23 protein-coding genes and 1 pseudogene are annotated in these 23,034 nt (G+C 47.0%); 15 read left to right on the top strand and 9 right to left on the bottom strand.

What is annotated here, in order from left to right; translation table 11 throughout:
* Position 1: 1 nt before the first annotated feature.
* Positions 2–193: a DUF6404 family protein gene (locus L579_RS09415; RefSeq protein WP_036626135.1), complete on the top strand. Its 192-nt coding sequence runs from the start codon at positions 2–4 to the stop codon at positions 191–193.
* A gap of 227 nt (positions 194–420) precedes the next feature.
* A complete protein-coding gene (locus L579_RS09410; protein WP_013512655.1) occupies positions 421–630 on the top strand; it encodes a YdgH/BhsA/McbA-like domain containing protein in 210 nt (69 codons plus the stop codon).
* Here L579_RS09410 and L579_RS23775 read toward each other — a convergent pair.
* Positions 575–1,159, bottom strand: a complete 585-nt coding sequence (locus L579_RS23775) for a hypothetical protein (protein ID WP_152521880.1) — start codon at positions 1,157–1,159, stop codon at positions 575–577. The two genes, L579_RS09410 and L579_RS23775, sit on opposite strands and share 56 nt — an antisense overlap.
* A 322-nt stretch (positions 1,160–1,481) precedes the next feature.
* Here L579_RS23775 and L579_RS09405 point away from each other — a divergent pair, with 322 nt between their 5' ends.
* Positions 1,482–2,903: a hypothetical protein gene (locus L579_RS09405; RefSeq protein WP_021184020.1), complete on the top strand. Its 1,422-nt coding sequence runs from the start codon at positions 1,482–1,484 to the stop codon at positions 2,901–2,903.
* A gap of 773 nt (positions 2,904–3,676) precedes the next feature.
* Positions 3,677–3,886: a YdgH/BhsA/McbA-like domain containing protein gene (locus L579_RS09395; protein WP_013512484.1), complete on the top strand. Its 210-nt coding sequence runs from the start codon at positions 3,677–3,679 to the stop codon at positions 3,884–3,886.
* Positions 3,887–4,244: 358 nt separating this feature from the next.
* Here L579_RS09395 and L579_RS09390 read toward each other — a convergent pair whose 3' ends face one another.
* On the bottom strand, positions 4,245–4,604 hold the full coding sequence (locus L579_RS09390; protein WP_036626129.1) for a hypothetical protein: 360 nt from the start codon (positions 4,602–4,604) through the stop codon (positions 4,245–4,247).
* Between the two features lie 575 nt (positions 4,605–5,179).
* Between L579_RS09390 and L579_RS09385 the strand changes: the two genes are divergently transcribed.
* Entirely contained in the window at positions 5,180–5,440 is a 261-nt protein-coding gene (locus L579_RS09385) for a hypothetical protein (protein WP_021184018.1), read from the top strand.
* Positions 5,441–5,596: 156 nt separating this feature from the next.
* On the opposite strand, the gene L579_RS09380 is transcribed toward L579_RS09385, so the two are convergent.
* Positions 5,597–6,043 (bottom strand): hypothetical protein, encoded by a 447-nt coding sequence (locus tag L579_RS09380; protein ID WP_036626124.1) that lies wholly within the window; start codon positions 6,041–6,043, stop codon positions 5,597–5,599.
* Positions 6,044–6,837: 794 nt separating this feature from the next.
* Here L579_RS09380 and L579_RS09375 point away from each other — a divergent pair.
* Both L579_RS09375 and L579_RS09370 read left to right on the top strand, forming a co-directional pair.
* A complete protein-coding gene (locus tag L579_RS09375) occupies positions 6,838–7,416 on the top strand; it encodes a hypothetical protein (RefSeq protein WP_036626121.1) in 579 nt (192 codons plus the stop codon).
* A gap of 875 nt (positions 7,417–8,291) precedes the next feature.
* Entirely contained in the window at positions 8,292–9,332 is a 1,041-nt protein-coding gene (locus tag L579_RS09370; RefSeq protein WP_021184015.1) for a hypothetical protein, read from the top strand.
* A 223-nt stretch (positions 9,333–9,555) separates the two neighbouring features.
* Here the strand turns inward: L579_RS09370 and L579_RS24020 are convergent, their stop codons facing one another.
* Together L579_RS24020 and L579_RS24015 are read right to left on the bottom strand one after the other, a co-directional pair.
* Positions 9,556–9,912, bottom strand: a complete 357-nt coding sequence (locus L579_RS24020) for a secretion/conjugation apparatus DotM-related subunit (protein ID WP_021184014.1) — start codon at positions 9,910–9,912, stop codon at positions 9,556–9,558.
* Between the two features lie 87 nt (positions 9,913–9,999).
* Positions 10,000–10,392 carry a hypothetical protein gene (locus L579_RS24015; protein ID WP_200864663.1) on the bottom strand — a complete coding sequence of 131 codons (393 nt, stop codon included), beginning with the start codon at positions 10,390–10,392 and terminating at the stop codon, positions 10,000–10,002.
* A 301-nt stretch (positions 10,393–10,693) separates the two neighbouring features.
* Here L579_RS24015 and L579_RS23250 point away from each other — a divergent pair.
* From L579_RS23250 to L579_RS09350, 4 genes and pseudogenes are all read left to right on the top strand, one after another.
* Positions 10,694–10,825 (top strand): annotated as a pseudogene (locus tag L579_RS23250) (resolvase); the annotation flags it as partial.
* Positions 10,826–11,417: 592 nt separating this feature from the next.
* Positions 11,418–12,899, top strand: coding sequence for a TolC family protein (locus tag L579_RS09360; protein WP_051337959.1), 1,482 nt, complete (start codon positions 11,418–11,420; stop codon positions 12,897–12,899).
* On the top strand, positions 12,896–14,014 hold the full coding sequence (locus L579_RS09355; RefSeq protein ID WP_021184010.1) for an HlyD family secretion protein: 1,119 nt from the start codon (positions 12,896–12,898) through the stop codon (positions 14,012–14,014). The genes L579_RS09360 and L579_RS09355 overlap by 4 nt, the downstream gene beginning before the upstream one ends.
* Positions 14,007–15,584, top strand: coding sequence for a DHA2 family efflux MFS transporter permease subunit (locus L579_RS09350; protein ID WP_021184009.1), 1,578 nt, complete (start codon positions 14,007–14,009; stop codon positions 15,582–15,584). The genes L579_RS09355 and L579_RS09350 overlap by 8 nt, the downstream gene beginning before the upstream one ends.
* Here L579_RS09350 and L579_RS09345 read toward each other — a convergent pair.
* The 3 genes from L579_RS09345 to L579_RS09335 form a co-directional block, all read right to left on the bottom strand.
* Positions 15,581–16,381 carry an AraC family transcriptional regulator gene (locus tag L579_RS09345; protein WP_235056578.1) on the bottom strand — a complete coding sequence of 267 codons (801 nt, stop codon included), beginning with the start codon at positions 16,379–16,381 and terminating at the stop codon, positions 15,581–15,583. The genes L579_RS09350 and L579_RS09345 overlap by 4 nt on opposite strands.
* Positions 16,369–16,893, bottom strand: a complete 525-nt coding sequence (locus tag L579_RS09340) for a cysteine hydrolase family protein (protein ID WP_021184007.1) — start codon at positions 16,891–16,893, stop codon at positions 16,369–16,371. Before L579_RS09340 ends, L579_RS09345 begins: the two co-directional genes overlap by 13 nt.
* Before the next feature lie 441 nt (positions 16,894–17,334).
* Positions 17,335–17,736, bottom strand: a complete 402-nt coding sequence (locus L579_RS09335; protein ID WP_021184006.1) for an H-NS family histone-like protein — start codon at positions 17,734–17,736, stop codon at positions 17,335–17,337.
* Between the two features lie 431 nt (positions 17,737–18,167).
* Between L579_RS09335 and L579_RS09330 the strand changes: the two genes are divergently transcribed.
* The 3 genes from L579_RS09330 to L579_RS09315 all read left to right on the top strand — a co-directional run bounded on the left by L579_RS09330 (position 18,168) and on the right by L579_RS09315 (position 20,516).
* Positions 18,168–18,494, top strand: a complete 327-nt coding sequence (locus tag L579_RS09330; protein WP_021184005.1) for a hypothetical protein — start codon at positions 18,168–18,170, stop codon at positions 18,492–18,494.
* A 509-nt stretch (positions 18,495–19,003) separates the two neighbouring features.
* The gene (locus tag L579_RS09320) at positions 19,004–19,636 is read left to right on the top strand and encodes a YbhB/YbcL family Raf kinase inhibitor-like protein (protein ID WP_021184003.1); all 633 of its coding nucleotides are present in this window, start codon (positions 19,004–19,006) and stop codon (positions 19,634–19,636) included.
* A 22-nt stretch (positions 19,637–19,658) separates the two neighbouring features.
* Positions 19,659–20,516 carry a helix-turn-helix transcriptional regulator gene (locus L579_RS09315; RefSeq protein WP_021184002.1) on the top strand — a complete coding sequence of 286 codons (858 nt, stop codon included), beginning with the start codon at positions 19,659–19,661 and terminating at the stop codon, positions 20,514–20,516.
* A 7-nt stretch (positions 20,517–20,523) separates the two neighbouring features.
* On the opposite strand, the gene L579_RS09310 is transcribed toward L579_RS09315, so the two are convergent.
* Positions 20,524–21,561, bottom strand: a complete 1,038-nt coding sequence (locus tag L579_RS09310) for a tyrosine-type recombinase/integrase (RefSeq protein WP_021184001.1) — start codon at positions 21,559–21,561, stop codon at positions 20,524–20,526.
* 396 nt (positions 21,562–21,957) lie between these two features.
* Between L579_RS09310 and L579_RS09305 the strand changes: the two genes are divergently transcribed.
* A complete protein-coding gene (locus tag L579_RS09305; RefSeq protein ID WP_021184000.1) occupies positions 21,958–22,959 on the top strand; it encodes a hypothetical protein in 1,002 nt (333 codons plus the stop codon).
* Positions 22,960–23,034 lie beyond the last annotated feature (75 nt).

Genomic DNA, 23,034 nt, shown 5'->3' with positions numbered 1-23,034 from the left:
TATGAAGCATTATGTGATTGAATTCGTCTTTAGCGCGGTATGCTTTTCCGTGCTGTGGGGCATGGCCATGTGGTTTGCGCTGTGGAAAAAAGCAGGGATTTCATCCCGAAAAGCGGTCTGCATATCCCTCATTTCAGGCCCGCTTTACGCATCCGGAGTTTTTCTTCTGAGGTATATCAGGCATCTTTTTTGACGTAAATGCAGTATGGCTTCATTGACCTCATCTGACAGGGAAGTAATACCGACGTGTCATACGCGTTGTGTTGGATCGATGAAGCAGTTTGCTGGTTAACATTCATTCAATTTTTTTGAGTTCTTTCAGCAAATCCCTCAGCTTTTACTCACCCGTCGACAGGTCTATTCTCTCTCACATCGAGGCACAACGCCTCACCGATTAAACAAACTTCTGAGGGAATGACCATGAAATCTATCAAAACTTTCGTTGCAGTTGCGGCCCTGTCACTGATTTCTTTCGGCAGCTTTGCGCAGAGCATCACTGCTTCCGCTTCCACCCTGGATGGCGCAGAAGCCAAAATCGCTGCACAGGCCGCACAGCAGGGTGCACAGTATAAAATCACCGAAGCGAACACCAATAACCGTGTTCACATGACCGCAGAACTGTATAAATAACGGATGGTCGCACAGGGAAGTGCCGAGAGGGTCGCCACGAGGCGGCCTTTTTCGCATCCTTAGGCATGATCCCGGTGGTTGCTGGCACATGTGATCCTGGGCCGCGCTCCCGGTAATCTTCAATTTCGGACATCTGATGCCGAAGCTCAAACGCTGCCAGAGGTATCTCCCACCAGTTAGTTTCGGATCCATATTTTTGTTCAAGTGAACGCAGCAGATATTCAATATTCAATGGCAGCCCGCCGTAGCCATCGTATAGGGGAAAATGAAAGTCAGCGTCACAGCCTACTTCATAAGCGACAATTTTCGGCCAGCTGATTCGGGTATTAGAAATTGCTCCACTTTGAAAACCATGGGTGATTGAGTCTTCAATCGTCACGAGCTTATTCATGCTGATGCCATCAACACTGGCTAGCGAAACGGCGATCCCGAGCGTAGGGTCCGAGTCTGGTTGTCGGGTTTCAAGCTTAATCACAACATCAGAAGGGGTATCTTTATCACGTTGATTGTTAGTCACTTTACTTATCATGTTGCACTCCACTCAGAGGTATGTAATGAGAGAAATGATGTCTGAAAGCAAACGAATGGAACTGTTAACAATCGCTTTTGAAATTTTTTGGTATTATTAAAATGATATCTGGAAATTGTATTTATAAGCCATTGAACAAGATCATTTAAATAGACTTTCTGGTTTCTTAATTTTATTTTTTCATCAGTCACATTTTAAATTTATCATTAAGCAATCTTGACAATCTAATAACGCGCATCCAGATTAATCTGGTATCACCTGATAGTCTCTAAAGTTCCTGAATAATACTTATGATTTTTAATTGAATCTTAGGAGAGTATTTATGTCTGAAGCGACTGCCAAATCTGAAACTACAAGCCAAAAAGCTATCCCCGTTAAAAAGATAAAAATTTCACTTAAGGCTGCGACACCAACCCCGGTGACACCAGATGGCTTAAAATCAATGCTCGATAATATCGGGATGACATGTAAGTTTGCGGACAAGGAAAGACTACCTGCTTATATCAGTGAGGTTTCAGATAAGCTACCTGAGTCTGGGAAATGTAAGGCATATACAATTCTCAGGCAGGCAGAAGAAGGGGAGGTTGCATTAGAGGATGTGTATACTGAAAGATATACGAACTCAAGTGTAGGTAATTTTGAACCCACCATGTCAGGAAGTGGCTATAGCATTGAACTGGAAACCATTATATCTAAGAATAACTTCGCTAAGTTAAAGGAGAAATTTGGTGATGGTAAAAACAAATTTAATGGTGTCGAAGGTAAATCAACCTATCAAGAACGATATGGATCGATTGAGTCCGTAAAGTCGATGTTTGTAGAGGTTGGTACAAACGCCTCATCCATTCTGGTTGAAGGGCTGGATAAAGATGCCATTAAATCCGTTTTAAGTAATGCTATCTCACCGATGAAAGACAGCAATCTCCCAGACTATGAAAAAGAGCAGCGGCGAATCATTTTTCTCGTTGATGGCTATGATGAAGAGAGTGGAGAAGCCAATGCTATAGGCGTTCTGGCCATCGAGTGGACACTCTTTATTAAGGATTATAAGGAGAAGAAAAAGGCGAGCCAGTATGACACGACATTAAATATCACCATGCGGGCAGTTGTATTCGATTCTATGATTTTCATGGATTATTATAATTATCTCGTTAATGGAAAAGAGTTACCTGGTGAGACTATCGAGGAGGAAATTCCTGTTAAGGATAAAGTGGTGACTATCTTTACTAAGCTACCACCTGCGAATAGAGACACCTATGAACAATCCCTACCTATTGATGAAGATGAAGATGGCGCGGATGTCATCGTACTTTACAGTCCTGATCTCCAGACTGTTTGCAGCCTGAATAATACAAAGTCTGACGTTACCTCCAGTTACGCTAAATCGGTTATGACAGGATTTACTTTCAGCTCAACGCAGGAAATGTCTGCGACAGCATCTTTTGAAGCGGGCATCGTATTTGCTAAAGGGAGCTTTGAGGTCGGTTTCAGTCTAAGTTTTACTGAGGAATATACGAAGCAAACAACTGAGACTATTAGCTATGAATGTCCCCCGGGGAAAATAGCTTATATTTATCAGGGCTCCTTACTGGCTGCAAAACTACAGTATAACGGAGATGACCAGACATTCCGTTATCTTTCGACGAAAGCAAAATTCCTGACGGATATCTTTACGACCACTGGAGAGCCAATTGACGGAGAAGTAGTAATACGTGGTGGAAAATCAGCTGAAATCAACAGATAGCTTATTTTATTTTTCCTTCAGAGTCATAAGAGGTTATCCCTCTGGTTTTATACTGCCTTTTATATATTCCTCATGCATCAATGTTGGGCCAGTCAACTGGCCCTTTCATGTTCTGCTGACTTTCGAAGAGTACAAAACACTAACGGGCACACGCCGTAATATCCAGGACGCGTTGGTTATGCCTGGCGTGGCTGACATCGAATTTGAACCAGAACGTGCGAATATCGGATTCAGGGACGTGGATTTTTCATGAGACATTTGCTCGATACTAGCGTTATATCGGAACTTCGTAAGGTAAGAACACCCAGGATAGATCAACATGTCTCAAACTCGACAGATAAGGTTGAGGCGGGCGATATGTTTATATCCGCGATCACCATTATGGAGATTGAACAAAGTATTCTCCGGGCCTCAGGAAAGATACGTTCCAGGGGGCGATGCTTCGCCAGTGGTTTACACAAATGGTGTTGCGTGAGTTTACCGGGCGCGTACTGGCTTTTGATAAGGAAACGGCCATACACTGTGCCAGCAGCGTTCGGCAAATGATGCCATGATTGCCGCAACTGCATACCGGCACGACATGACTGTCGTTACCCGGCGTGTCAGGCGAATTGCGGTAGTACGGTGAAACAGTTTACCGATAAACATATATTCAATTTTTTTGAATTTTTTCAGCAAATCCCTCAGCTTTTACTCCCCCGCCGACAGGTCTATTCTTTCTCACATTGAGGCACAACGCCTCACCGATTAAATAAACTTCTGAGGAAATGACCATGAAATCTATCAAAACTTTCGTTGCAGTTGCCGCCCTGTCACTGGTTTCTTTCGGTAGCTTTGCGCAGAGCATCACTGCTTCCGCTTCTACCCTGGATGGTGCAGAAGCGAAAATCGCTGCACAGGCCGCACAGCAGGGTGCACAGTACAAAATCACCGAAGCGAACACCAATAACCGTGTTCACATGACCGCAGAACTGTACAAATAACGGATGGTCGCACAGGGACGTGCCGAGAGGGTCGCCGCAAGGCGGCTTTTTTCTCATTTGCTATACCATAAATTTAGTTAGTCAAGTTTGACCATCGCCAACAAAAACTGGCTCTGGATGTGAGTTGCATCTGCGTGACGGCACGTCATCTTCATCACGGGGCAGCGCTGATACAGAAGTATCTGCGATAGTGCCGGTCAATAATTAACCATCACTCTACAGCCCTGCCGGTTCACGGGAGGCTATGCACCCGGAATGTGGACAACCCGACAAAAAGATACCTCTTAATCTGCAAGCTAACATAAAGGCTGAATACAGATACGATCTGCTATGAGCGAGGAGCTTTGTATCCGTGCAGTTATGAACCGTAACAGGCAAGTTGTCTCAGTTTCTTGATAACGGATTCAGGATCAGCAGACGCATACTCCAGTACGCTCAACCAGATGATTTTATCTTCGTCGAATCCCTGATGGTAAAACTGATACCGAAGACCGGGAGCGCAAACGAGAAGGGTGGGATTTCGTTCTGCCAGTAAATTAATATCTGACTCGGTGTCGTCAGCGAAAACTGTCCATCCAGGGTCTAACCTGTCAAGTTCATTCTGAAGGGCTGCGATATACTTTTCGGGAAGTTTGTAGGGGAAAAAACCTCCCTGTAGAGGCGAACGACCTAACATAGGACTGGGGCGATGAATCATGTAAATGGCTTTGTTTGTCATAACACTCCCTGTTTGTGTCAGTAAATCAAACACTGACAGTTCTACGCTTCTTAAATATGTTCCTGCAACCGTAAATTGAGGATATTGCTGCGCGTCGCTGTCATGCTGCCTGCCGGCGGTGGCTGACAGGCAGGGTGTGGATTTCTCAGATATTGCCGGGGTGCTGGATCATCCGAAATTACTGCCGGATACACCAGGTCTCGGTGAACAGTATAGGGAGTCTGGAATCAGCTATATTTTTTCTTTTCCTTCCTTAATATCCTGTTTATGCGCGGCAGCCATTCCCGGAAATTGCTGGTCAGCGTGCGTGACTGGCGTTCAGTAGGCACCCGGCAAAGGAATAAGCGGCTCCGTGTAAAATGACAGTCTCCCGTTGCGTAAATTTCATACTGATTGTTATGCAGTTCCCATTCAATGTGCGTGAATGATGTGCCGGGGCAGCGGCTTAACCTTTCTTTATTAAACACATTAAGACCGCAGAGAAAACGGGTAAACGGATTTCTGAGACTGTCGGGATTAACTGTAAAGGAAGTGGAAAAATTGAATCCTTTACCGGGTATCTTAAGGTAACGGCGGTGACGTATGTTGATGAGGGTACGGTTGCGACATTTGACCAGTTAACCCCTGAAAAGCACGCCTATGAGATCCTCTCAATCCAGCCAGGCAAAGGCGGGAGCATTTATCTTTCTTTCCCCCATCCTTCTGGCGGCGGGGACGGTGGTGCCATTCAGATTTTACGTGATGGCAATGCGGTTTACGGTGAGGTCGGGAAAAATGGTGTTAAAAATATCGGATGCAGGGTGACCGCGCCCGGCAAGGTGGGTGATTTGCAGTAACAGACATCCTCTTTGACTTTCAGACTGATAAGGAAATACCTTGCCTGATTCATTCATGCGCGGAAGCGCCATTGATTCGTTGTCGATGTCTGGCTTCCGTCAGCAATCGGGGCTGACCGCTGAGGATATTCGCTTTAGTTTCGAAGAATATGCTCGCTAAACCGGTGGACCAGCGAACCAGGAAACGACCAGGAATATCAGCAGCACCGTACAGATAAGCCCGACATATAGTAGGAAGGCGTAGAACGCTAGCGTACTGCCACCAAACAGCATGGCACCACTGACACTCCATGCGCTCTCTTTACGAATACCACCGATAAAAGCACAGAGCAGCGCAATGATTGCCATTCCAATTCCGGCATTGTCGAGAAGGGCATCGATATCAGGCGTGGATCTTCTGTCAGTAACAGGGGGGGCTTCGCCTTTCAGACCGGCAATAATGCCCGTTTTAACGGCAGAGACTTTGTCAGCAACAATGTGTTCAAGTGTCTGCGTTGGTGAGGTGAAAGGGCCAACTGTAAAGTGAAAAGCGCTGAGCATCAGGGCTACAGCGCCTAGAATCATGCCCGCTGAACTCCACTTGTTTTGCGATAGTGTATTCATCAAACCTCCCTGTTATTGCATCATGTTGTTCAGGAAAATATCAATCTTTGCGGGTAGATAACAACATCATCCACCTGGCACCTCTAAAATGAATATCAAAAATTAATGAATTCGAAAAATGCCTCTCATTTTATGTTGCCATAAACTATAGGTGCATCTTTAGAATCATCAGAGGTTCCTGAAGAATGTTGATGCGATATAGCGCTAGCGCATTATTGACACTTCCTGAGTCATCTCTCATTAAGAGAGAGAATAACGCATATATTACCGCCTTTCCAATCCATAAAGAAAGCTTAATGATTTCGGGGTGGGCTCCAAATTTTAGTAGTGAAGTGAAAATGCAATCAGCGTAAGATGAATTTTCAAAATATTTACACAGGTATTTTCAATGAAAAGGATCTCGTTGGCTTTGCTGTTTTTCCCTATCGCCTCATGGGCTGCGTGTTTTGGCTCTGACGCATATCAGACCTGCAATGATAACTCTGGCAATACTTACCACGTACAGCGTTTTGGCAATACAACCAATGTTCAGGGTAGCAATCTGAGTACGGGCAATAACTGGAGCCAAAGTAGTACTTCATACGGTAATCAAACGGTAACTCACGGCACTGCTGCTAATGGCAACACCTGGAATAGTACGACAACCAGTTACGGCAATGGTAACTATTCGGTTCATGGCAGGGATGCAAACGGAAATTACTTTTCAAAGAACTGCAATCGATTTGGCTGCAATTAACCTCTCTCTGAATATTAAAAAATAACTCTATAACAATTTATCACTCAAGGAACTGAAGATGAAAAAGCTTTTAAGCTCTGCTGTTATTGTTTTTATGGCTGTTGGGCTCTCGGGGTGTGCAATAAGTCTGCCATTCAATAATCGTCTCGCATATTCATCAATCACCGATATGAAATCGGTACAGATTCAGGGAGAGAAACCCAGACTTTCTATCACATGGAACCCAGCTGACTTCCCGCAACGAATTGATATTCAGGGTTCAGATGGCTTTGTTGGTGGTGGTTCTCGTACTCGAGTACCAACGGGTGTTGCTCTGTCATCACGCATTGAAGAGGCAATTTCTACCTATGCCGACCTGGCTCCAAATGGTAAGAACCTGACGATTACCATACTTGAGGCTCATTCTGGATTTGAGTACTCGGCAGGTATGTTCAATATCACTCCGGCCATAGATGTTGGTAAAGTTACGTTGAATGCATCATTTAACCTGAATGGTAAGACCTGGACCCAGCAATTCTCTTCGTATAAGAAAGATCCCACTATTGGTGGGACCTCTGCAACAGGCATCCTTGAGAGTGCATGGGATGATGTGGCAGTACAAGTTGCTAAAAGCGTAGCCTCGCACATTAACAATTAATCAGCACGCCCTGAACCAAAAAAGTCAAAAAGAACCAGTTATGTATGGTTCAGGGCATATTATTATCTGTTATGTTTGTTATCATCCTGCGGGACTGAAGATGATGGCCATGACCGGCAAAGCTATCAATGCGATCTCACCCTGCGGAATTTTATGGAGTGACCCCGAGCCCGTAGACAAATCTGCCCTATAGTTTGGAGTGACCAGGATGACAGTGCCTTAACATCATGCTCGCAAAGTGATTAGGGCTACAGCGAAATCTCCCTTAAGGCTCTGCTTAGAGAAGATGGTGGCGCAGCAGTATTTTTTCTCAGATTTTATCCTTCGATTGGTGGCAGAGGGCTTCACCTTTACTTCTGAGTGAGGTTGTACTGGATTCGCATTGCGTTCTTCTGCATCTGAGTCACTGTGGCAGCTTTTTCATGCTGCCTGTGATTGTATGAAAATCAGATATAAAGTGGTTCCCGTATCAGACTGATTTCCTGATTATTAGGGGAAGAGTGTTACGGCCAACCAACGATTTGCTATAACGACAATCCATGATGTATTTTTCTTCTATGCTATTACACTGGCCTTGCTGCTGTGCTTACTCCGCTGAAGTGTATATCGACAGCGCGTGAAGCACTGAATAGTGCCGGCCAATGTGAATGTGGCAGTGTGTGATGTGGTTGTTATCCGGGATTCAGGAAGCAAACAGCATTAATGGCTTGGCACTTCATTTCCCTTAAACCGAGGATTTTTTAGCGAGATGAAATTATTTCGGGAGAGTTACATCAAACTGCAATATTAAAGATTCGCTTAGTCCGTTCCGAACTGTTTTTCAATCGGATTCATTTAAACAACTACAGCATGTAGGTACAGATAAGGATATTAAAGTGCAACCAACTCATGTTTCTGCAACCTCAGTACTAGCGATGCATAAATTTAAGAGTGAAGGGGGAGGGGAAAGAAATTTTTCTTCGTTTACTAACTCAAAAGATACGTTAAAATCGATTTGTTACAGTCAGCCACGAAACTCAGAACGCGAGAAAATAAATACAGTTTCCAGAAGTCTTGTGCAGGAACTATCGATTGTATCTACCGAACGTCGGTCAAAAATATTAAAACGTTCTCTGTCCACGATGGATCACTGTACCATAAACCTGAAACATACTATCAAAGAGATGCACATACCAGTTTCACCATTAAAAGCCATAGCATGCGACATGTTGAGACAGTTATCTTTTTCCTCTGATGAAGATAGACTTAAAGTAATAAACGAGGCACTTGCTGAGATGGACCGCCTCAACGATTGCCGTGATCCAGGTTATGAAAGTCAAAGCAGCAGCCCAATTATGACACCCGCATCAGAGGATTACCACGACGACTTCAAATATCCTGAGAGTTCAGATCCTGAAGTTGAAAGCAATGAACTGAATTCGCCGCCCAATCGAAACAGCCGTTTTCATGATCATGCCTGCACTCAAATTAGCTCACCCTCTTCACAGAGGATTTATCACTCCAGATTCAGTGATTGCGTTAAAAACAGGCTCAACGCTATTGCTGAACAATACAAGCCTCTTGCAGAAGAAAGTCTCACGACTGAATCAAATGACAAACCCGAGATGGTGCCTGACATGATAACTTCGGCAGTGAAGGACTCTTTAGCAGCATTCGAGCGAACCTGTACCAAACGTGAAGTACTTGATGAGCAGATGAGCGCTATCAAGGAAAAGCTTAAACAACTGCCAAATCGACGCAAACAGCTCGAATTGGATGTGAACTGTATTCAGGATAAACTTAGAAACATCCCTACAGACTTTTCCTTTTACGAGATAACGCACGTAGATATTGAAATGAAGGAAGTATTCGCGTCACACAGTAACGAATACTTCCAAGTTCATCATCGGAAAAGTGACGTATTCGTAAAGGAATAAAACTCGATAATATATTTTAATCAGGATTGTGTGGAAAGGTAATTATTACAGTTCATGACTATTGAAAAATCTTACCAGAATGGATATAGAAAAAATGAATAACTAATTTAAACATAGCTCTCCATGTGAGAACGTTGAATGCAGAGAGAGCTTGTTTGTTTTTTGGTCAAGCCTTGCTGAGTTTTATATGATTTTTCCGTGAAAAGTGTCGAACGTAGTTACTCTATAGGTCGTTATCGTGCAGCGCGGCGATCGCGGTTCGGACATAGCTATACTGCCCGACCCATGCCTGTGCGGCTTGAGAAGTGGCAACTTGGTGAAATGCCTGGTTAGCCAGAGACAGGTTGGGGTAACCGATTTTATTACGGTAATGACGATCAACTTTCAGGGTTGAACGGTTGAGTTGATCAAGCAGTTGCTTGGCCTCTTTGCGTTTACCCAGGAAGTGTTGCAGCCCGAATATCGCGAACATGGATTTTTCATGATCTCTGAACTGGTCAAAATCGGGCAACAGGCTTCCGGGACAGGGGTCGCGTGAAGGGGTATGAATACGAGGTTCGCCAAGTTGGGCGATAAACATCTACTCCGCCAGTTCCCTGCGCAGTTGATGGTTCACCACCAGACTGTGCTCAATAGCAAACTCATCTGGCGTCTGTGCACTACGATGTTATTTCGGGTCGACATTCAGTAACTGAGTTTTTTTATCACCATAAATCAACGCCGGAACGATCGCGGGTGAAAACGACGCCATGATGCGGGGAAGTGAGTGAATGGATATATCGCGGCGGGTGCGGCTTGCCTGATGGCACTTGACGGACACAACACCCGTTATCACAAGCGGAATCAGGGCGACCAGCAGAATGCCGGCTGTGTGATTCATGACGGAGAGGAATACAGACCAGCTGACCGTTTCAGCGTTGTTATGTGTGTCTGCCAGCAGGTCAATCCGCCAGGCGGCATGGGAATGGGAAAATGAGAAATCCGCCAGACTCCAAATCCAGTAGAGCAGGGTGGTGATGCATTCGATGGTTATCTGCCTGAAGAACAGTGCAGTGACCAAAAAAATGATCAACACACCCACTATTAAATGATAACGGCAAAATAGTGGGAAGAAACCATTGGTTGAATCACATGATAAGTCCAGAGAAGAATGCGTATTTAGTTACAACAAACATATATAGCATAGTTAATAGTCGGAACACTTCTGCGACCATAGTGCCCCACTCCCCCTAAAACCGTGCAAACATCTGACATGAGACCGTATGAACCCCCTTGAAGAGCATTCTGCCAGCCTAAAGGGCTGGATCTTAGTCACTTGAAAATATGTATGTTGTAATTAGAGTGTGACTGCTTTGCGATTACTTGGGCGCCCAGAGTTGGGCCGCTTACAGATGGACAGTCATCGTAATGATATTTTGCTGGTCGAGCAGATAGCCCCCCTGACCCGTCTGAGAAACAGCGACTGGATGACGCTGAAAAAGCAATTTGAAAAGTTTATGCCTGGCAAATGGAATAGCTGTTTCCATTTTCAAAGATGGTGGTGAGGAATCAATGAAAAAAGCGTCCACCTTAGAACAGGAACTTTGCTCTCATGGTGTTTATGGTGCAACTGAGTCTAAAGAAATTACTTTCTATCAGGGATATTCGGAATCATGCTGCCCATGGAGATCAAGTTAAAATGATGATCCAGGGAATTGCTGCATTTGTTGCAAGAAATCCTGTGTAATTTGTTAGAGGGTAAATTGACTGCATAAAATATAAAATCGTTTCTGAGAGAAAATTCACACAAGGCCCAAGATGAGAAGTGCGTTTCTAGTGCAAAGCTGAATCATTTATTTAACATAATAAGTATTTGAAGTATTTCATGTTGAACCTAAGCACAGATGACCGGGTTCAGACCAATCTGACCACCCCAACCCTACACTTCGCTGGTTGTTCAACCAAAGGTAGGGCAAGAAAGTTTCCTGTCGCGCTGCCTTCGCTATGCCCGAATGTCCATTTCGCGATAAAGATAGTCCAGCACGCGACATAAAGACACCCAGCAATTTAGTAACCTGGACGCATTCTCATTAACGAGTTTGCCCAATGAACAAATCCGCTGGATGTTATGTTGCCTTATTCCCGCTGCTGTTAGCAGGTTGTACATCAGGGCCTGAACAGCCCCCCATAACCACTTTACCCGTGAAACTCGACGGGCAAAGCGCGTCCATCCCTGATAAGTGGTGGACCCTCTATCACGATGCGGATCTGAATCACGCGGTTGAACAGGCGCTGACTAATAATCGCGATCTGCGTATGGCCGCTGCAAATCTCCGGGCAGCAAAAGCTGTGGTGGATGAAACGGATGCAGCGCGTCTTCCCACGACATCCCTGAATACTCAGGCCGGATACGGCAGTACTGCAAATGACCAGTTAGAAGCCGCTCTGGATCAATCCGATCATATCCGTACCGGTGCACGTTATGGCGTTGGTATCGATGTGCAGTGGGAAATCGATTTTTTTGGTCGCCTCCGTTCGATGCGCTATGCAGCCAACGCCGATGCGCTGGCGGTGATGGCAGAAGAGGAGGGCGCGCGCGTGCTGGTTGCAGCCGAAACCACCCGAGCCTGGCTCAGTGCCTGTAGTTACGCCCAGCGGATCGGTATCGCCCAGCGTTCTTTGCTGCTGGCAACACAGGGCCAGCAACTCGCCAGCCAATTGTATCAGTCCGGTGCAGGTGTTGAGCTGGATGTGATACGTGCTCAGAACCAGGTTGAACTGGCAGCAGCTGAGCTTCCTCCCTTACAGGCTGCGCGCCACAATGCCCTTGCTGAGCTTGCCGTATTAATGGGGCAATTGCCTGACAACCCACCTCAGGCGGCAATGCAGTGTCAGTCAACGCCCTCGCTGACAAGCATTGCGGTTCCTCATAGTGAGGGGATGACAATGCTAAGCCGACGCCCGGATGTCCTGAAGGCTCAGCAGGCGTTGATTGCGGCAACGGCTCGCATCGGCGTCGCTACTGCCGACTTCTACCCCCAAATATCGATTGGCGGCAGCGTGTTCAGCTCAGCCCATCAGCCAGATGGGTGGGATAAAAGCGGAGCGACCGTATGGAGTCTCGGTCCACTTATTTCCTGGTCATTCCCGAATGTGAGTGAGCAACGCGCACGTCTTGCTCAGGCGAATGCCCATGAGCAGTCTGCTCTGGCACATTTCGATGCCATCATTCTTGGTGCACTGAAAGATGTACAGCAAGGTATGACGAATTATAACGCGGCATTACAACAGAATGCCGCGTTAAAAAAGGCGGCGGCTGGCAGTCAGCATGCGTTAAAACTTGCGTCCATTGCCAGAAAAGAGGGCGCAGCGACCGCGCTGGAGTTGCTGGATGCACAACGCACTGACATCGCTATTCAGCACCAGTTAGCCAGCGCCGACACCCAACTGATCAATACACAGATCGCGCTGTTTAAATCGCTCGGGGGCGGCTGGCAGCAGGCTCCGTCCATACCCTTACCCGAGCCGCAGCGTAGGCCTGTTCCATCTCAGATCTCCCTTGTCGATAACAGAGAAATAAAACAATGACCAAGAATCCGCAGGTTGCTGAAAAGCAGGCCTTTACTCATCGCTATGCAAAACCCCGCCCCCGTACTCTGATGATCGCCATATTTCTGCTGATCATCGCACTGACATGGGGAATTTACTGGTGGACAACCGCCCGCTGGATGACCGATACCGATGATGCCTATGTGCGGGCCGATATTGTGACGCTTGCACCACGGGTCAGTGGTTATCTCGCGATCGTAGAGGTTCAGGATAATCAGCGTGTCAGCGCAGGACAGGTGCTGGCCCGCATTGACGATAATGAATATCAGGCGAAGGTCAGTCAGGCGGAAGCGGTCGTGAAGTCAGCAGAGGCGCAAAAGCGTCTCCGGCAGGCGCAGATTTTCAATCTGGATGTACGTCAGGCGCAGCAGAAAAATCGCGTTGATGAAGCGATGGCAACCGTCCATGCAGCAATGGCTGAATCCGCCCGTGCCGTGCAGGAAGCGCAGCGACAGCAGCGGCTGGTCAGTCAGCATGTCAGCAGTGAACAACTGCTGGAATCCGCTAACGCCCAGATGAAAAAAATGGTTGCCTCAGTTGTGCAGGCACAGGCTGCATTATCAATCACCCGACAGGAGAGCGGGGTGCTGGCGAGTGAGCGGCAGGCAGCCGTAGCCGAGCAGGACAATGCTGATGCGGCGTTGCGCCAGGCTCAGGCGCAACTGAATCTGGCGCGGATTGATTTAGCCAGTACTAATATCATCAGTCCGATTACCGGCACCATCGGACAGCGATCCATCAGAACCGGGCAATATGTTGAAACAGGGGCACCTTTACTCGCGGTGGTGCCTGACAATGTCTATGTGATTGCCAACTTCAAGGAAACCCAGCTTGATCACATGCACATTGGTCAGCCTGCGGAAATCAGCGTTGATGCCTATGGTGGCAGGCGCTTTCGTGGAACGGTGGACAGCTTCGCACCAGCTTCTGGCGCACAGTTCGCGCTGTTGCCGCCAGATAACGCGACGGGGAACTTCACCAAAATTGTCCAGCGTATGCCGGTGAAGATTCGGCTCTCAGAAGGACAGAACGGAGAAGATGTGATTCGTCCCGGGATGTCCGTTTTGGTGACCGTGGACACCCATCATGACTAAGCAACTGACCATAGAACCCACAAACTCCATTTCGCTTCGTACCTGGGTAGCCGTGCTGGGCAGCGTAGTGGGCTGTTTTATGGCGGGGATGAATGTGCATGTGACTAATGCTTCATTGCCAGATATACGCGGCTCACTGGGTGCGTCATTTGAAGAGGGGTCATGGATCACCACGGCTTATCTGGTCGCGGAAATCATCATCATCCCTGTCACAGGTTGGCTGGTATCAATTTTTTCGATGCGCAGAGTCCTGATGACCGGGACCACGGGCTTTGTGATCTTTTCGGTCCTCTGCTCAATGGCACCGAATATACAGACCATGATCGCCTCCCGCGCGTTACAGGGTGCCTTCGGTGGCGTTCTGATCCCGCTCTCTTTTCAACTTATTGTCAGTGAGTTGCCTGCCAGAAAACATGCGCTGGGCATGGCCCTGTTCGCCGTTGCCAACAATGTTGCTCAGGCTGCCGGGCCGTCACTGGGAGGCTGGCTGACAGACGTCTATTCCTGGCGGTGGATTTTCTATTTGCAGGTGCCACCGGGTCTGTTGTTGCTGGCGGCGATTGGCTGGTCGGTTAAACCCCAGCCACTGATGCTGGAAAAGTTACGGCAGGGAGACTGGTGGGGCATTATCACGATGGCGCTGGGGTTGTCCGCACTCCAGATCATGCTGGAAGAGGGCGAGCGTAACGACTGGTTTTCTTCTGCCTATATCATTAACTGTACGCTGCTGGCTGTGATCGGATTGCTGGGGTTTGTCTGGGTTGAACTCAGGAGTAAAACACCTTTTATCAACCTTCGTCTGTTGGGACGTTACAATTTTGGCATCGCCAGCCTGATGCAGTTCTGCTTTGGCGCCGTGGTATTTGGCGTGGTCTTTTTGGTGCCGAACTACTTCGCCGAGGTACAGGGATATAACGCCAGCCAGATCGGTATCATGATGATCCCCTATGGCATCATTCAGTTCATTATGTCTTTCGCCACACCGCATTTGATGCGCTGGACCAGTGCGCGAACCATCATCATCGTCGGATTTCTCATCACGGCTCTGGGATGCCTGATGAACATCCATCTTAATCCAGATTCGGCGGCCAATGTGATTGTGCCCTCGCTGGTAGTACGCGGCATCGGCCAGTCGCTGGTCGTCGTCGCGTTAGGGGTGATGGCGATTCAGGGGCTGGAAAAAGAACAGGTTGGATCTGCCTCGGGTCTGTTCTCCATGGTAAGAAATGTTGGCGGCGCGGTAGGGATCGCGCTCTCGAGTCAGATAGTGGTGGAGCGCGCCAGGTTTCATGCTGCACGACTCGGTGACACTGTCACGGATTTTTCTCAGGGCACCCAGGAAAACATGGTCGCGATGGTGAATCGGTTGTCTCACCAGCACATCAGTTACGCTACGGCGCTCTATGGAGAGGGTTTAACCCGATTACGTATGCAGGTGATGGCACTGATCAACCAGGAGATACAACGGAATGCGTTACTGATGGCGTACAGCGACGCTTTTTATCTCGCGGGGATCGCCATGTTGCTTTGCGTCATCACCGGGCTGGTACTGCGAAAAAGCAACGATTAAGAATAAAAAGCCGAAGGCGGCATGCCAAATTGACGTTTGAAAGCCGCCGCAAAAGCACTCTGGCTCTCATAGCCATGCTGTAACGCCACCTGTAAGACCGGCTGGCCCTGCGCCAGAGATTCCAGCGACAGCAGCAGTCTGGCCTGCTGCCGCCAGCGGCCAAATGTCACGCCGGTTTGTTTGTGGAACTGACGATGGAAAGTTTTGACTGTCATCGACAGCAGGTCAGCCCAGTCGTCAGCGGTTCTGGCATCAGAGGGTTCCGCAGAGAGCAACTGGCAAACTCGTAAAATGCGGGAATCCTGCGGCCAGGGAAGGTTGAAGGGTAAAACCGGTAATGTGCACAACTCATCAAGGATAAACCGCATCAGACGTGCGTCACGGCTATCTGGCAGGTAATCTCCTTCGACTCTGGTCGCCGCCAAAATCAACTCTCTCAGTAACGGAGACACTTCAATAACGCAGTCCTCGTCGGGAAGTCCCGGTATCGCATCGGGCAGCACAAAAATACTGCGCATCCTGGCCGCACCACGCATACGCACCGTGTGGCTGATACCTGCTTTTAACCAAACACCTCTGCTGGGCGGGACGACCCAGCGCCCTGCACTGGTCTCAATGACCAAGACCCCTTCAATCGCATACAGCAGTTGAGCGAGGTCATGACTGTGCGCAGGAATAACATGTCCATTTATGAAGTCTGCCGATACGGCCGTTACCGGCATCACACCCTGTTCAGGAAAAAAATGATTCATTGCATTATTAAGCACAGTTATTTGACTCAGTTTTATGCCACCCATTCCTCTGTGCTGACCAGACTAACAAAGGGGCCCGCCAGAGTCTGGTTATGATGGCGAATAATATTATCCGCCGTCAGGGCCGGATTATCGATCGTGGTATGTGCATCTGAAACCAGCACCACTTTAAACCCGGCATCAAATGCTGCACGACAGGTGGTATCCACACAAATCTCTGTTTTCATTCCGGCAATGACCAGTTGATCAATATTGCTTAGCTTAAGCTGTTGAAGCAGTACCGTATCACGGAAACAGTTAGGATATTTTTTGATAAATACGCTGTCCTGTTCAACATTGACGTTAAGTTCAGGTATCAGTTGCGTCAGGGGACTCTGCTCACTAAAAGGTGATCCATCCGGGCCAGTGTGGCGGGCAAAAAACAACGGAGTACCTGACGCTCTGGCTTTTTTGATCAGAAGTCTGATATTGGATAAAACTGAGCTGGCAGCATAGGGAATGTGTGGACCATGAAACAGTCCCTGTTGCATATCAATAATCAGTAATGCATTTTTCATGAAGTGTCTCCATTCAAACCGGCGATGAACGGAGTTTTTATCCCCGTCCAGAGCGGCGGGGTTTGAGATTCTGTCTGCTAGGGATTCGCCACAGAAACACTCACGCCGCCGCAGGTTGCGGTGGTAGTGGTGGATGTGGTGGTGACCATAATCAGATGCATTGTCTCACTCTTGGGTGGCGGTACTCATGACGAAACTAACATAAAGCTTCGAATAAAGTATACAGTGTGCTTACTTATGCAAAATTAATCGTACTGCGCATGTCTTGCTCAACAATTCGCACTCAGTGGTGTAGTTCGTTATTAACCCGGATGCAGGGCCAGAGAAATAGGATTAGAAACTTGTTGATGTGATGCAACAGTGATAGGTCTTGATTGAATAGACGGCAAAAAAGAAATGCAATGATGTGGGCTCTTCGCCCACATCACATCGACAGGCTATTTAGATGAGGAAGTCATCCAGAGATTTACCGCTGTCGATTGCCGCTTTAATCACAGCAGGCGTGCGGCCCTGGCCGGTCCAGTTCTTTTCCTGGCCATCTTCATCGGTATATTTGTACTTGGCCGGACGAGGTGCGCGTTTTGCGCGAGGTTTTCCTGCACTCTGCAAAGCACCCAGCAGTTCAGTAGGATCAATACCGTCTTCCAGCAACAGCTCACGATATTTAGCGAGTTTCTCAGCTTTCTCACGAACGGCGGCTTCTTCGGCATGACTTTCTTCACGGCGTTCTGCAACGACTACGCTTAATTTCTCAAGCATTTCTTCAAGATCAGCCAGAGCCAGATCTCGTGCCTGTGCACGGAGTGTACGAATGTTATTTATCGCTTTCAGTGATTCGTTCATGGACATCTCCAAAATCTGGTTTTGAATGTAAGAAGGTCGTTATCTGCATGACCTCAAATACTGCTTTAAATTGAGTATATACATACTGATCTTTCCAGTGAAGGGAATTTTCATGATGAAGCTATTATATTTTCAATTCTCTTACCCATTTTGTTAAGAGATGAGGTAACACCTTCTCTTAAATTTTCTCTTTAGACATAGGTTGTGCAGGTTATGTGAAAAAACGTAATCTTATCTTTAACTCTTGAAATCATCTCACGTTGAAGAATACGAAATGTAACTTCAGTCTGGCATTGTTCTGACAGGATTCACTGGAGCAAAAATCAGATCCAAAGGATCCCAGTAGCCAGAGTGACTTTCGGAAATTATGTGTGATGGAAGATCGCAACATCATGATACTGTATAAGAAAAGTATTCATCGAGGAGAAGCAATGCAAGACGAACTTCTTTATCAGAGGATCGGACAGATTATTTATAGCTGTGGACCCGCGAATGCCAGCGAGTTGTTTGTCAAAGCCAAACTGTTTTCTGCAACTGGAGCAGGGGAGTTCGAATTTGATTATCTGGATGACAGTGGCGAGCCGGACTGGTTCGAGCCTGATCATCTGGCTGTTACCGACTTATCCGAAGCGCTACGCGAACTTCAGCAGCATTCTGTCGAAAGCGGTATGCCTGATGGGACTGCGATTTGGTCCAAATGTGAAATAACCGTCAATGTTGCCGAAAAAAAGATCGACATCGTTTTTCAATATGAATAGATGGTTCAGAATCTATGGCAATAAAATATCGGTTTCGGCTATTGTTTGTCGGTTGAAACCTATGTGATTAATCCTATTTCACTTATTACAGGGAGATTTTTTTGCGCACTGCATCGATGACAAAAATCACGCGCAACAGTCGATGTTGGTCCAGTGCCTGTTTCATCGCAGCAAACGCAGAGTCACGCTGACTGCTGAAGGTACTCTGTTCCTGGAAGCGAAACGATATATCCCTGCCTTTAATAACTGACAATGTACTAAAAATGATTTTAATGGCTGTGGATTTTATTAAAGACAACTTTAATAAACTTTAGTTTTGTTTGAATCGTACTTCCGGAAAGTCCATAGTAACCACAAGCCAAGATGATGCACATCAGATAACCAATCCTGTCCATAATGACGGCTTCGGGGATAAATTTGACCGGATTAGATCGCCATGAAGTCGAGAAGCTTCTTATAATCAGGTTGACGTTGATTGTCGTTCCATCCGAGTCGCACAAGGAGAAGAGATGAAATTATTCAGCCACAGCTTCAATGACGGGGATGTCATCCCCGGAAAAAACAGCTTCGCGGTTTATGATGCACAGAGCCATGTACGTTTGTCTGATAACCAGAATCCGCATTTCGGCTGGTCAGATCTGCCTGCCGGAACACAGTCACTGGTATTGATTTGCCATGATTACGATGTCCCGACCAGCGGCGAAAACGTCAATCAGGAAGGCAAAGTTGTTCCGGCTTCACTGCCGCGAACCGATTTCTATCACTGGTCGCTGTTTGATATTCCGGCTACGCAGACAGAAATCGCTGAGGGTGCACAGTCAAACGGCATTACGGCCAAGGGCAAAACCGGGCCGCAAGCACCTGGTGGACTGAAACATGGCATCAACGACTATACCGCCTGGTTTGCCGGCGATGATGCTATGGGCGGGACTTACTATGGTTATGATGGCCCATGCCCCCCCTGGAATGATGAGATCGTGCATCATTATGTTTTCACATTATATGCACTGGCAGCGCCGACCCTGACAGTCGAAGGCGAACTGACTGGAGCGAACATCCTGCAAGCAGTGAAAAAGGGTCATGTCCTGGCTGAAGCCAAACTGACCGGGCTTTATAGCCTGAATCCAGACGTGAAGATTTAACGATACAAAATCAGGAAAAACCATGACCAGTGAAAGTGCATTGCCTGTTAAAGAGAGTCCAGTGCCTGGGTCTGGTTTTTCCCGTGACAGTCTTCGGCGGGCAAATTTAATCTCCGTTGCATGGCCAGAATTGAAGATTCAGCAGAAGGCGAGTTCATTTTTCTTTTATGAACCGACGCTGTTGCTGGTGCTTTCCGGCAGGATTGAGTTCTCCCACGTCGCAACTTCGTATGAACTGAACACACCAACGCTGCTGGGCGTGATCGACCAGGGGGTCGATGCGGACTATGTTAAGTACCCGGCAAACGATGCTTCCCCGTTTCGTTCCCTGTTTATTTCCCTGAATTCGGATGTGCTCGACGGTTTCTATCAACATTTTCCGCAATATCTCGCCGCTGCCAGAAAAAATGCGCAGATAACCACAGTGGAATTACTGAGCGATATTAAAGATTCAGTGCAAGATTTACTGGCAACGCTGCAAAACCCACTGATGAGTGATGAACGGGTTCGCCTGCGCATCTTTGACCTTCTTCTGGTACTGGCGGAACAACGTGTTCACTTCTTATTACCTCATCAGCAGGGAATTTTTCCACGTCTGAGCAAGCTGTTACGAGAAGCACCGGATAAAGGATGGACCGCCAGACTGGCCGGTGATGCACTGGCGATGAGTGAATCGACACTTCGCCGACGCTTGCGGCAGGAGGGCGTGCGGTTTGAACAGTTGCTTTTGGATATCCGGATGCACCATGCCCTTATGTTGATCCAAACTACCCACTGGAATCTTACCCAGGTTGCTGATGCATGCGGCTACAAATCGGTATCACGATTTACCGAACGATTCCGCTATCGCTTTGGCAATTCGCCAGCACAGCTGAGATAACTTCAGGTCAGTATCTGCCTTTCTTTTTTTCCATCATATCGACCATCGCACCTTCATGCGCATCAACATTACGGATGTAACGCATCAGGGTTTCAGGCTTTTTCCAGGTGCCTTCCTGCATGATCTGCGCTACCGGATAGCCGTTTTTAGTCATGTCCTGCGCAGCACCAACACGCGCACTGTGACCACTCCAGTTACGGTAGCGGTTTTTATTTGCCCTGACTGGCTCGATCTGACCCGCAACATCCCAGGCTTTTCTGAATATGTCCTCAACAGCAGGGCGACTTAATATTTGCTGTTCTGACGGAAGCGCTTTGTTAGAACGGTGAACCCGACAGAACAGAAATGCATCAGGCTCACTTAACAGGCCAGATGCCTTAAGCCATTCATCAATACGCTGGCTGGAATAGCTGCTCAGCGCTTTGATCAGTCCACCCGTCATGACGATAGTTTTTGTATGTGAAATGTCGAGAATGATCCGCCCATCTTCAGCCCTTGAGATATCGCGCACGCGGATGCGCGATATTTCACTGATACGGAGCAGAGTGCTGTAGGCGATATGCAGAAAGGCGAGGTTACGCAATTCCTGCAAGCGTTCAGAACCCGCCCAGCAATCATCGACCTTATCCAGATCAGCCAGTCTGAACGGTACGGCCTGACCTGCGCGCTCCCCGGACGTCACCGCCATGCGGTTTATCTTCTTCATTACACGATAAATCAGGGGTGAGACGTTCGGCGGTGTGACTCCGGCGTTACGGTGTAACATTGAGATCAACGAGGCATGGGTTGAAATGGTACTTGAGGCCCGTCCGGCCTGCTGTAGCCAGGAGAGATAGTCACGGAGATCGCTGGACAACATTGGCAAAAAGCTGCGTTGATTTTCTTGCGACCAGCGCCAGCATACTGCCATCACACTCATCAACTGTGACCAGGTGTTGGTTGAAAACGCATCTCTGTCCTGAACAAACTCTTTCAGTCGCGCTGAAATGTCACCGTCATCGGGGAAGTTGAGAGCCAGAGCGGTGTTCTGTACAAATTCCGTCATTATCGCGTGTTATTTGGTCGATTATTGAATTGATCGCGCTACGTAAATTCTGGGATAACGCGTGGGAAATTACCCTGCAAATTTTGCGTAGCGACGCCTGATTTATGAGCAGTTTTGTTGCTGATGCCAAAATACGATTGATGGCGGTTATCATACCCGGATCCTTTTAAGGATCCTAACTTTACATAACATCCATTATGTAAAGTTAGAGGGCTAAAATGAAAATGGCTCGTACTTGAAGCAGGGTGAACAGGATACGGCAGATGCCTGATGCATCTTAGTGTGAAGCGAAGTCAAATTGTTGATTGGCAAGCAGTCCTCAATAAAGGTATAAATACCAAAAGTTGGTTATCACTTTGCTTAGTGATTCTGCGTCGGTTTTTATAAGGAGCTTCTGTGGCGTTGTATAATATTTCAAACAAAGTTTTGACTCCCCTGGAGATAACAACATTTTCTAATGAAGGACTACAAGAGCGCTATGATTTACAGGAGGCAATTAAAAACAACATCGCCATACTCGCGCCTGATTGCCTTGTGATTGCCGAAGAATTTTCTGATTGGGAAGATAGCCGACGGAGAATCGACATTTTAGCTATTGATAAGCAGGCGAATCTGGTTGTGATAGAATTAAAGCGCGACGAGTTTGGCGCTCATATGGAGCTCCAGGCTTTAAGGTATGCTGCGATGATATCTACAATGAGTTTTTCTAAGGCCTGCGAATATTATCAAAACTTTCTTTCTAAAAACAATCTTGATATTGACGCTAAAGAAAAAATATTAGATTTTGTCGAGCTTCAAGAAACGCAATTAGCCGATTTCGGCAAAGACATAAGAATCATTCTGGCATCTGCTGGGTTTAGTAAAGAACTGACTACCACAGCTATTTGGTTAAGAGACAAAGGTGTTGATATTAGTTGTGTGAAAATCACACCCTATAGTTTTAAAGGTGAAGTTCTCATCAACGCAGAGCAGATCATTCCAGTTCCTGAGTTAAACGAATATCAAGTTAGATTCAGAGAGAAGCGTACAGAACAGATTGCCAGCGCTAAGAAGTCAGAAAAAGACTACTCAAGTTATAAATATAAGGGACTCACCCTGAATAAAAGAAATCTGGCTTTAGAAATTTTCACTGACTGGATAGAAAAAAATAATCCGGCCAACTTTGATGAGCTCCATATGAAATTATCTGGAGTCATAAAAAACCGTACTATTGCCTTAGCAGAACTTATCAGTGACGAGAGAAGAAACCGATATCATATAAATGACGATGACTTGATCGAGCTTGCATCTGGCGAGGTTGTGGCAATATCTAATCAGTGGGGCATAGGCAACATAGAACGAGTGTTAGACTTTTTCCGTAGGGATGGATTTATTGTAGAGAAAGTTGAAATCAATTAAAATCCATATGGCTCTAACTTTTTCACCATAAAGATATGGGGCAGGCCGTTGAAAAAATACCGGTGCCAGCCCCAG

Origin of the sequence: Pantoea sp. AS-PWVM4 (assembly GCF_000468095.1) — a bacterium.
Lineage (GTDB): Bacteria > Pseudomonadota > Gammaproteobacteria > Enterobacterales > Enterobacteriaceae > Pantoea > Pantoea phytobeneficialis.
This window is presented reverse-complemented; position numbering and strand designations above follow the sequence as displayed.

What these genes read in the sequence shown, in the direction of transcription:
- L579_RS09415 (WP_036626135.1), top strand. Translation starts at nt 2, where the DNA reads ATGAAGCATTATGTGATTGAATTCGTCTTTAGCGCGGTATGCTTTTCC.
- L579_RS09410 (WP_013512655.1), top strand. Translation starts at nt 421, where the DNA reads ATGAAATCTATCAAAACTTTCGTTGCAGTTGCGGCCCTGTCACTGATT.
- L579_RS23775 (WP_152521880.1), bottom strand. Translation starts at nt 1,159, where the DNA reads ATGATAAGTAAAGTGACTAACAATCAACGTGATAAAGATACCCCTTCT.
- L579_RS09405 (WP_021184020.1), top strand. Translation starts at nt 1,482, where the DNA reads ATGTCTGAAGCGACTGCCAAATCTGAAACTACAAGCCAAAAAGCTATC.
- L579_RS09395 (WP_013512484.1), top strand. Translation starts at nt 3,677, where the DNA reads ATGAAATCTATCAAAACTTTCGTTGCAGTTGCCGCCCTGTCACTGGTT.
- L579_RS09390 (WP_036626129.1), bottom strand. Translation starts at nt 4,604, where the DNA reads ATGACAAACAAAGCCATTTACATGATTCATCGCCCCAGTCCTATGTTA.
- L579_RS09380 (WP_036626124.1), bottom strand. Translation starts at nt 6,043, where the DNA reads ATGAATACACTATCGCAAAACAAGTGGAGTTCAGCGGGCATGATTCTA.
- L579_RS09375 (WP_036626121.1), top strand. Translation starts at nt 6,838, where the DNA reads ATGAAAAAGCTTTTAAGCTCTGCTGTTATTGTTTTTATGGCTGTTGGG.
- L579_RS24020 (WP_021184014.1), bottom strand. Translation starts at nt 9,912, where the DNA reads ATGTTTATCGCCCAACTTGGCGAACCTCGTATTCATACCCCTTCACGC.
- L579_RS09360 (WP_051337959.1), top strand. Translation starts at nt 11,418, where the DNA reads ATGAACAAATCCGCTGGATGTTATGTTGCCTTATTCCCGCTGCTGTTA.
- L579_RS09355 (WP_021184010.1), top strand. Translation starts at nt 12,896, where the DNA reads ATGACCAAGAATCCGCAGGTTGCTGAAAAGCAGGCCTTTACTCATCGC.
- L579_RS09350 (WP_021184009.1), top strand. Translation starts at nt 14,007, where the DNA reads ATGACTAAGCAACTGACCATAGAACCCACAAACTCCATTTCGCTTCGT.
- L579_RS09345 (WP_235056578.1), bottom strand. Translation starts at nt 16,381, where the DNA reads ATGGGTGGCATAAAACTGAGTCAAATAACTGTGCTTAATAATGCAATG.
- L579_RS09340 (WP_021184007.1), bottom strand. Translation starts at nt 16,893, where the DNA reads ATGAAAAATGCATTACTGATTATTGATATGCAACAGGGACTGTTTCAT.
- L579_RS09335 (WP_021184006.1), bottom strand. Translation starts at nt 17,736, where the DNA reads ATGAACGAATCACTGAAAGCGATAAATAACATTCGTACACTCCGTGCA.
- L579_RS09330 (WP_021184005.1), top strand. Translation starts at nt 18,168, where the DNA reads ATGCAAGACGAACTTCTTTATCAGAGGATCGGACAGATTATTTATAGC.
- L579_RS09320 (WP_021184003.1), top strand. Translation starts at nt 19,004, where the DNA reads ATGAAATTATTCAGCCACAGCTTCAATGACGGGGATGTCATCCCCGGA.
- L579_RS09315 (WP_021184002.1), top strand. Translation starts at nt 19,659, where the DNA reads ATGACCAGTGAAAGTGCATTGCCTGTTAAAGAGAGTCCAGTGCCTGGG.
- L579_RS09310 (WP_021184001.1), bottom strand. Translation starts at nt 21,561, where the DNA reads ATGACGGAATTTGTACAGAACACCGCTCTGGCTCTCAACTTCCCCGAT.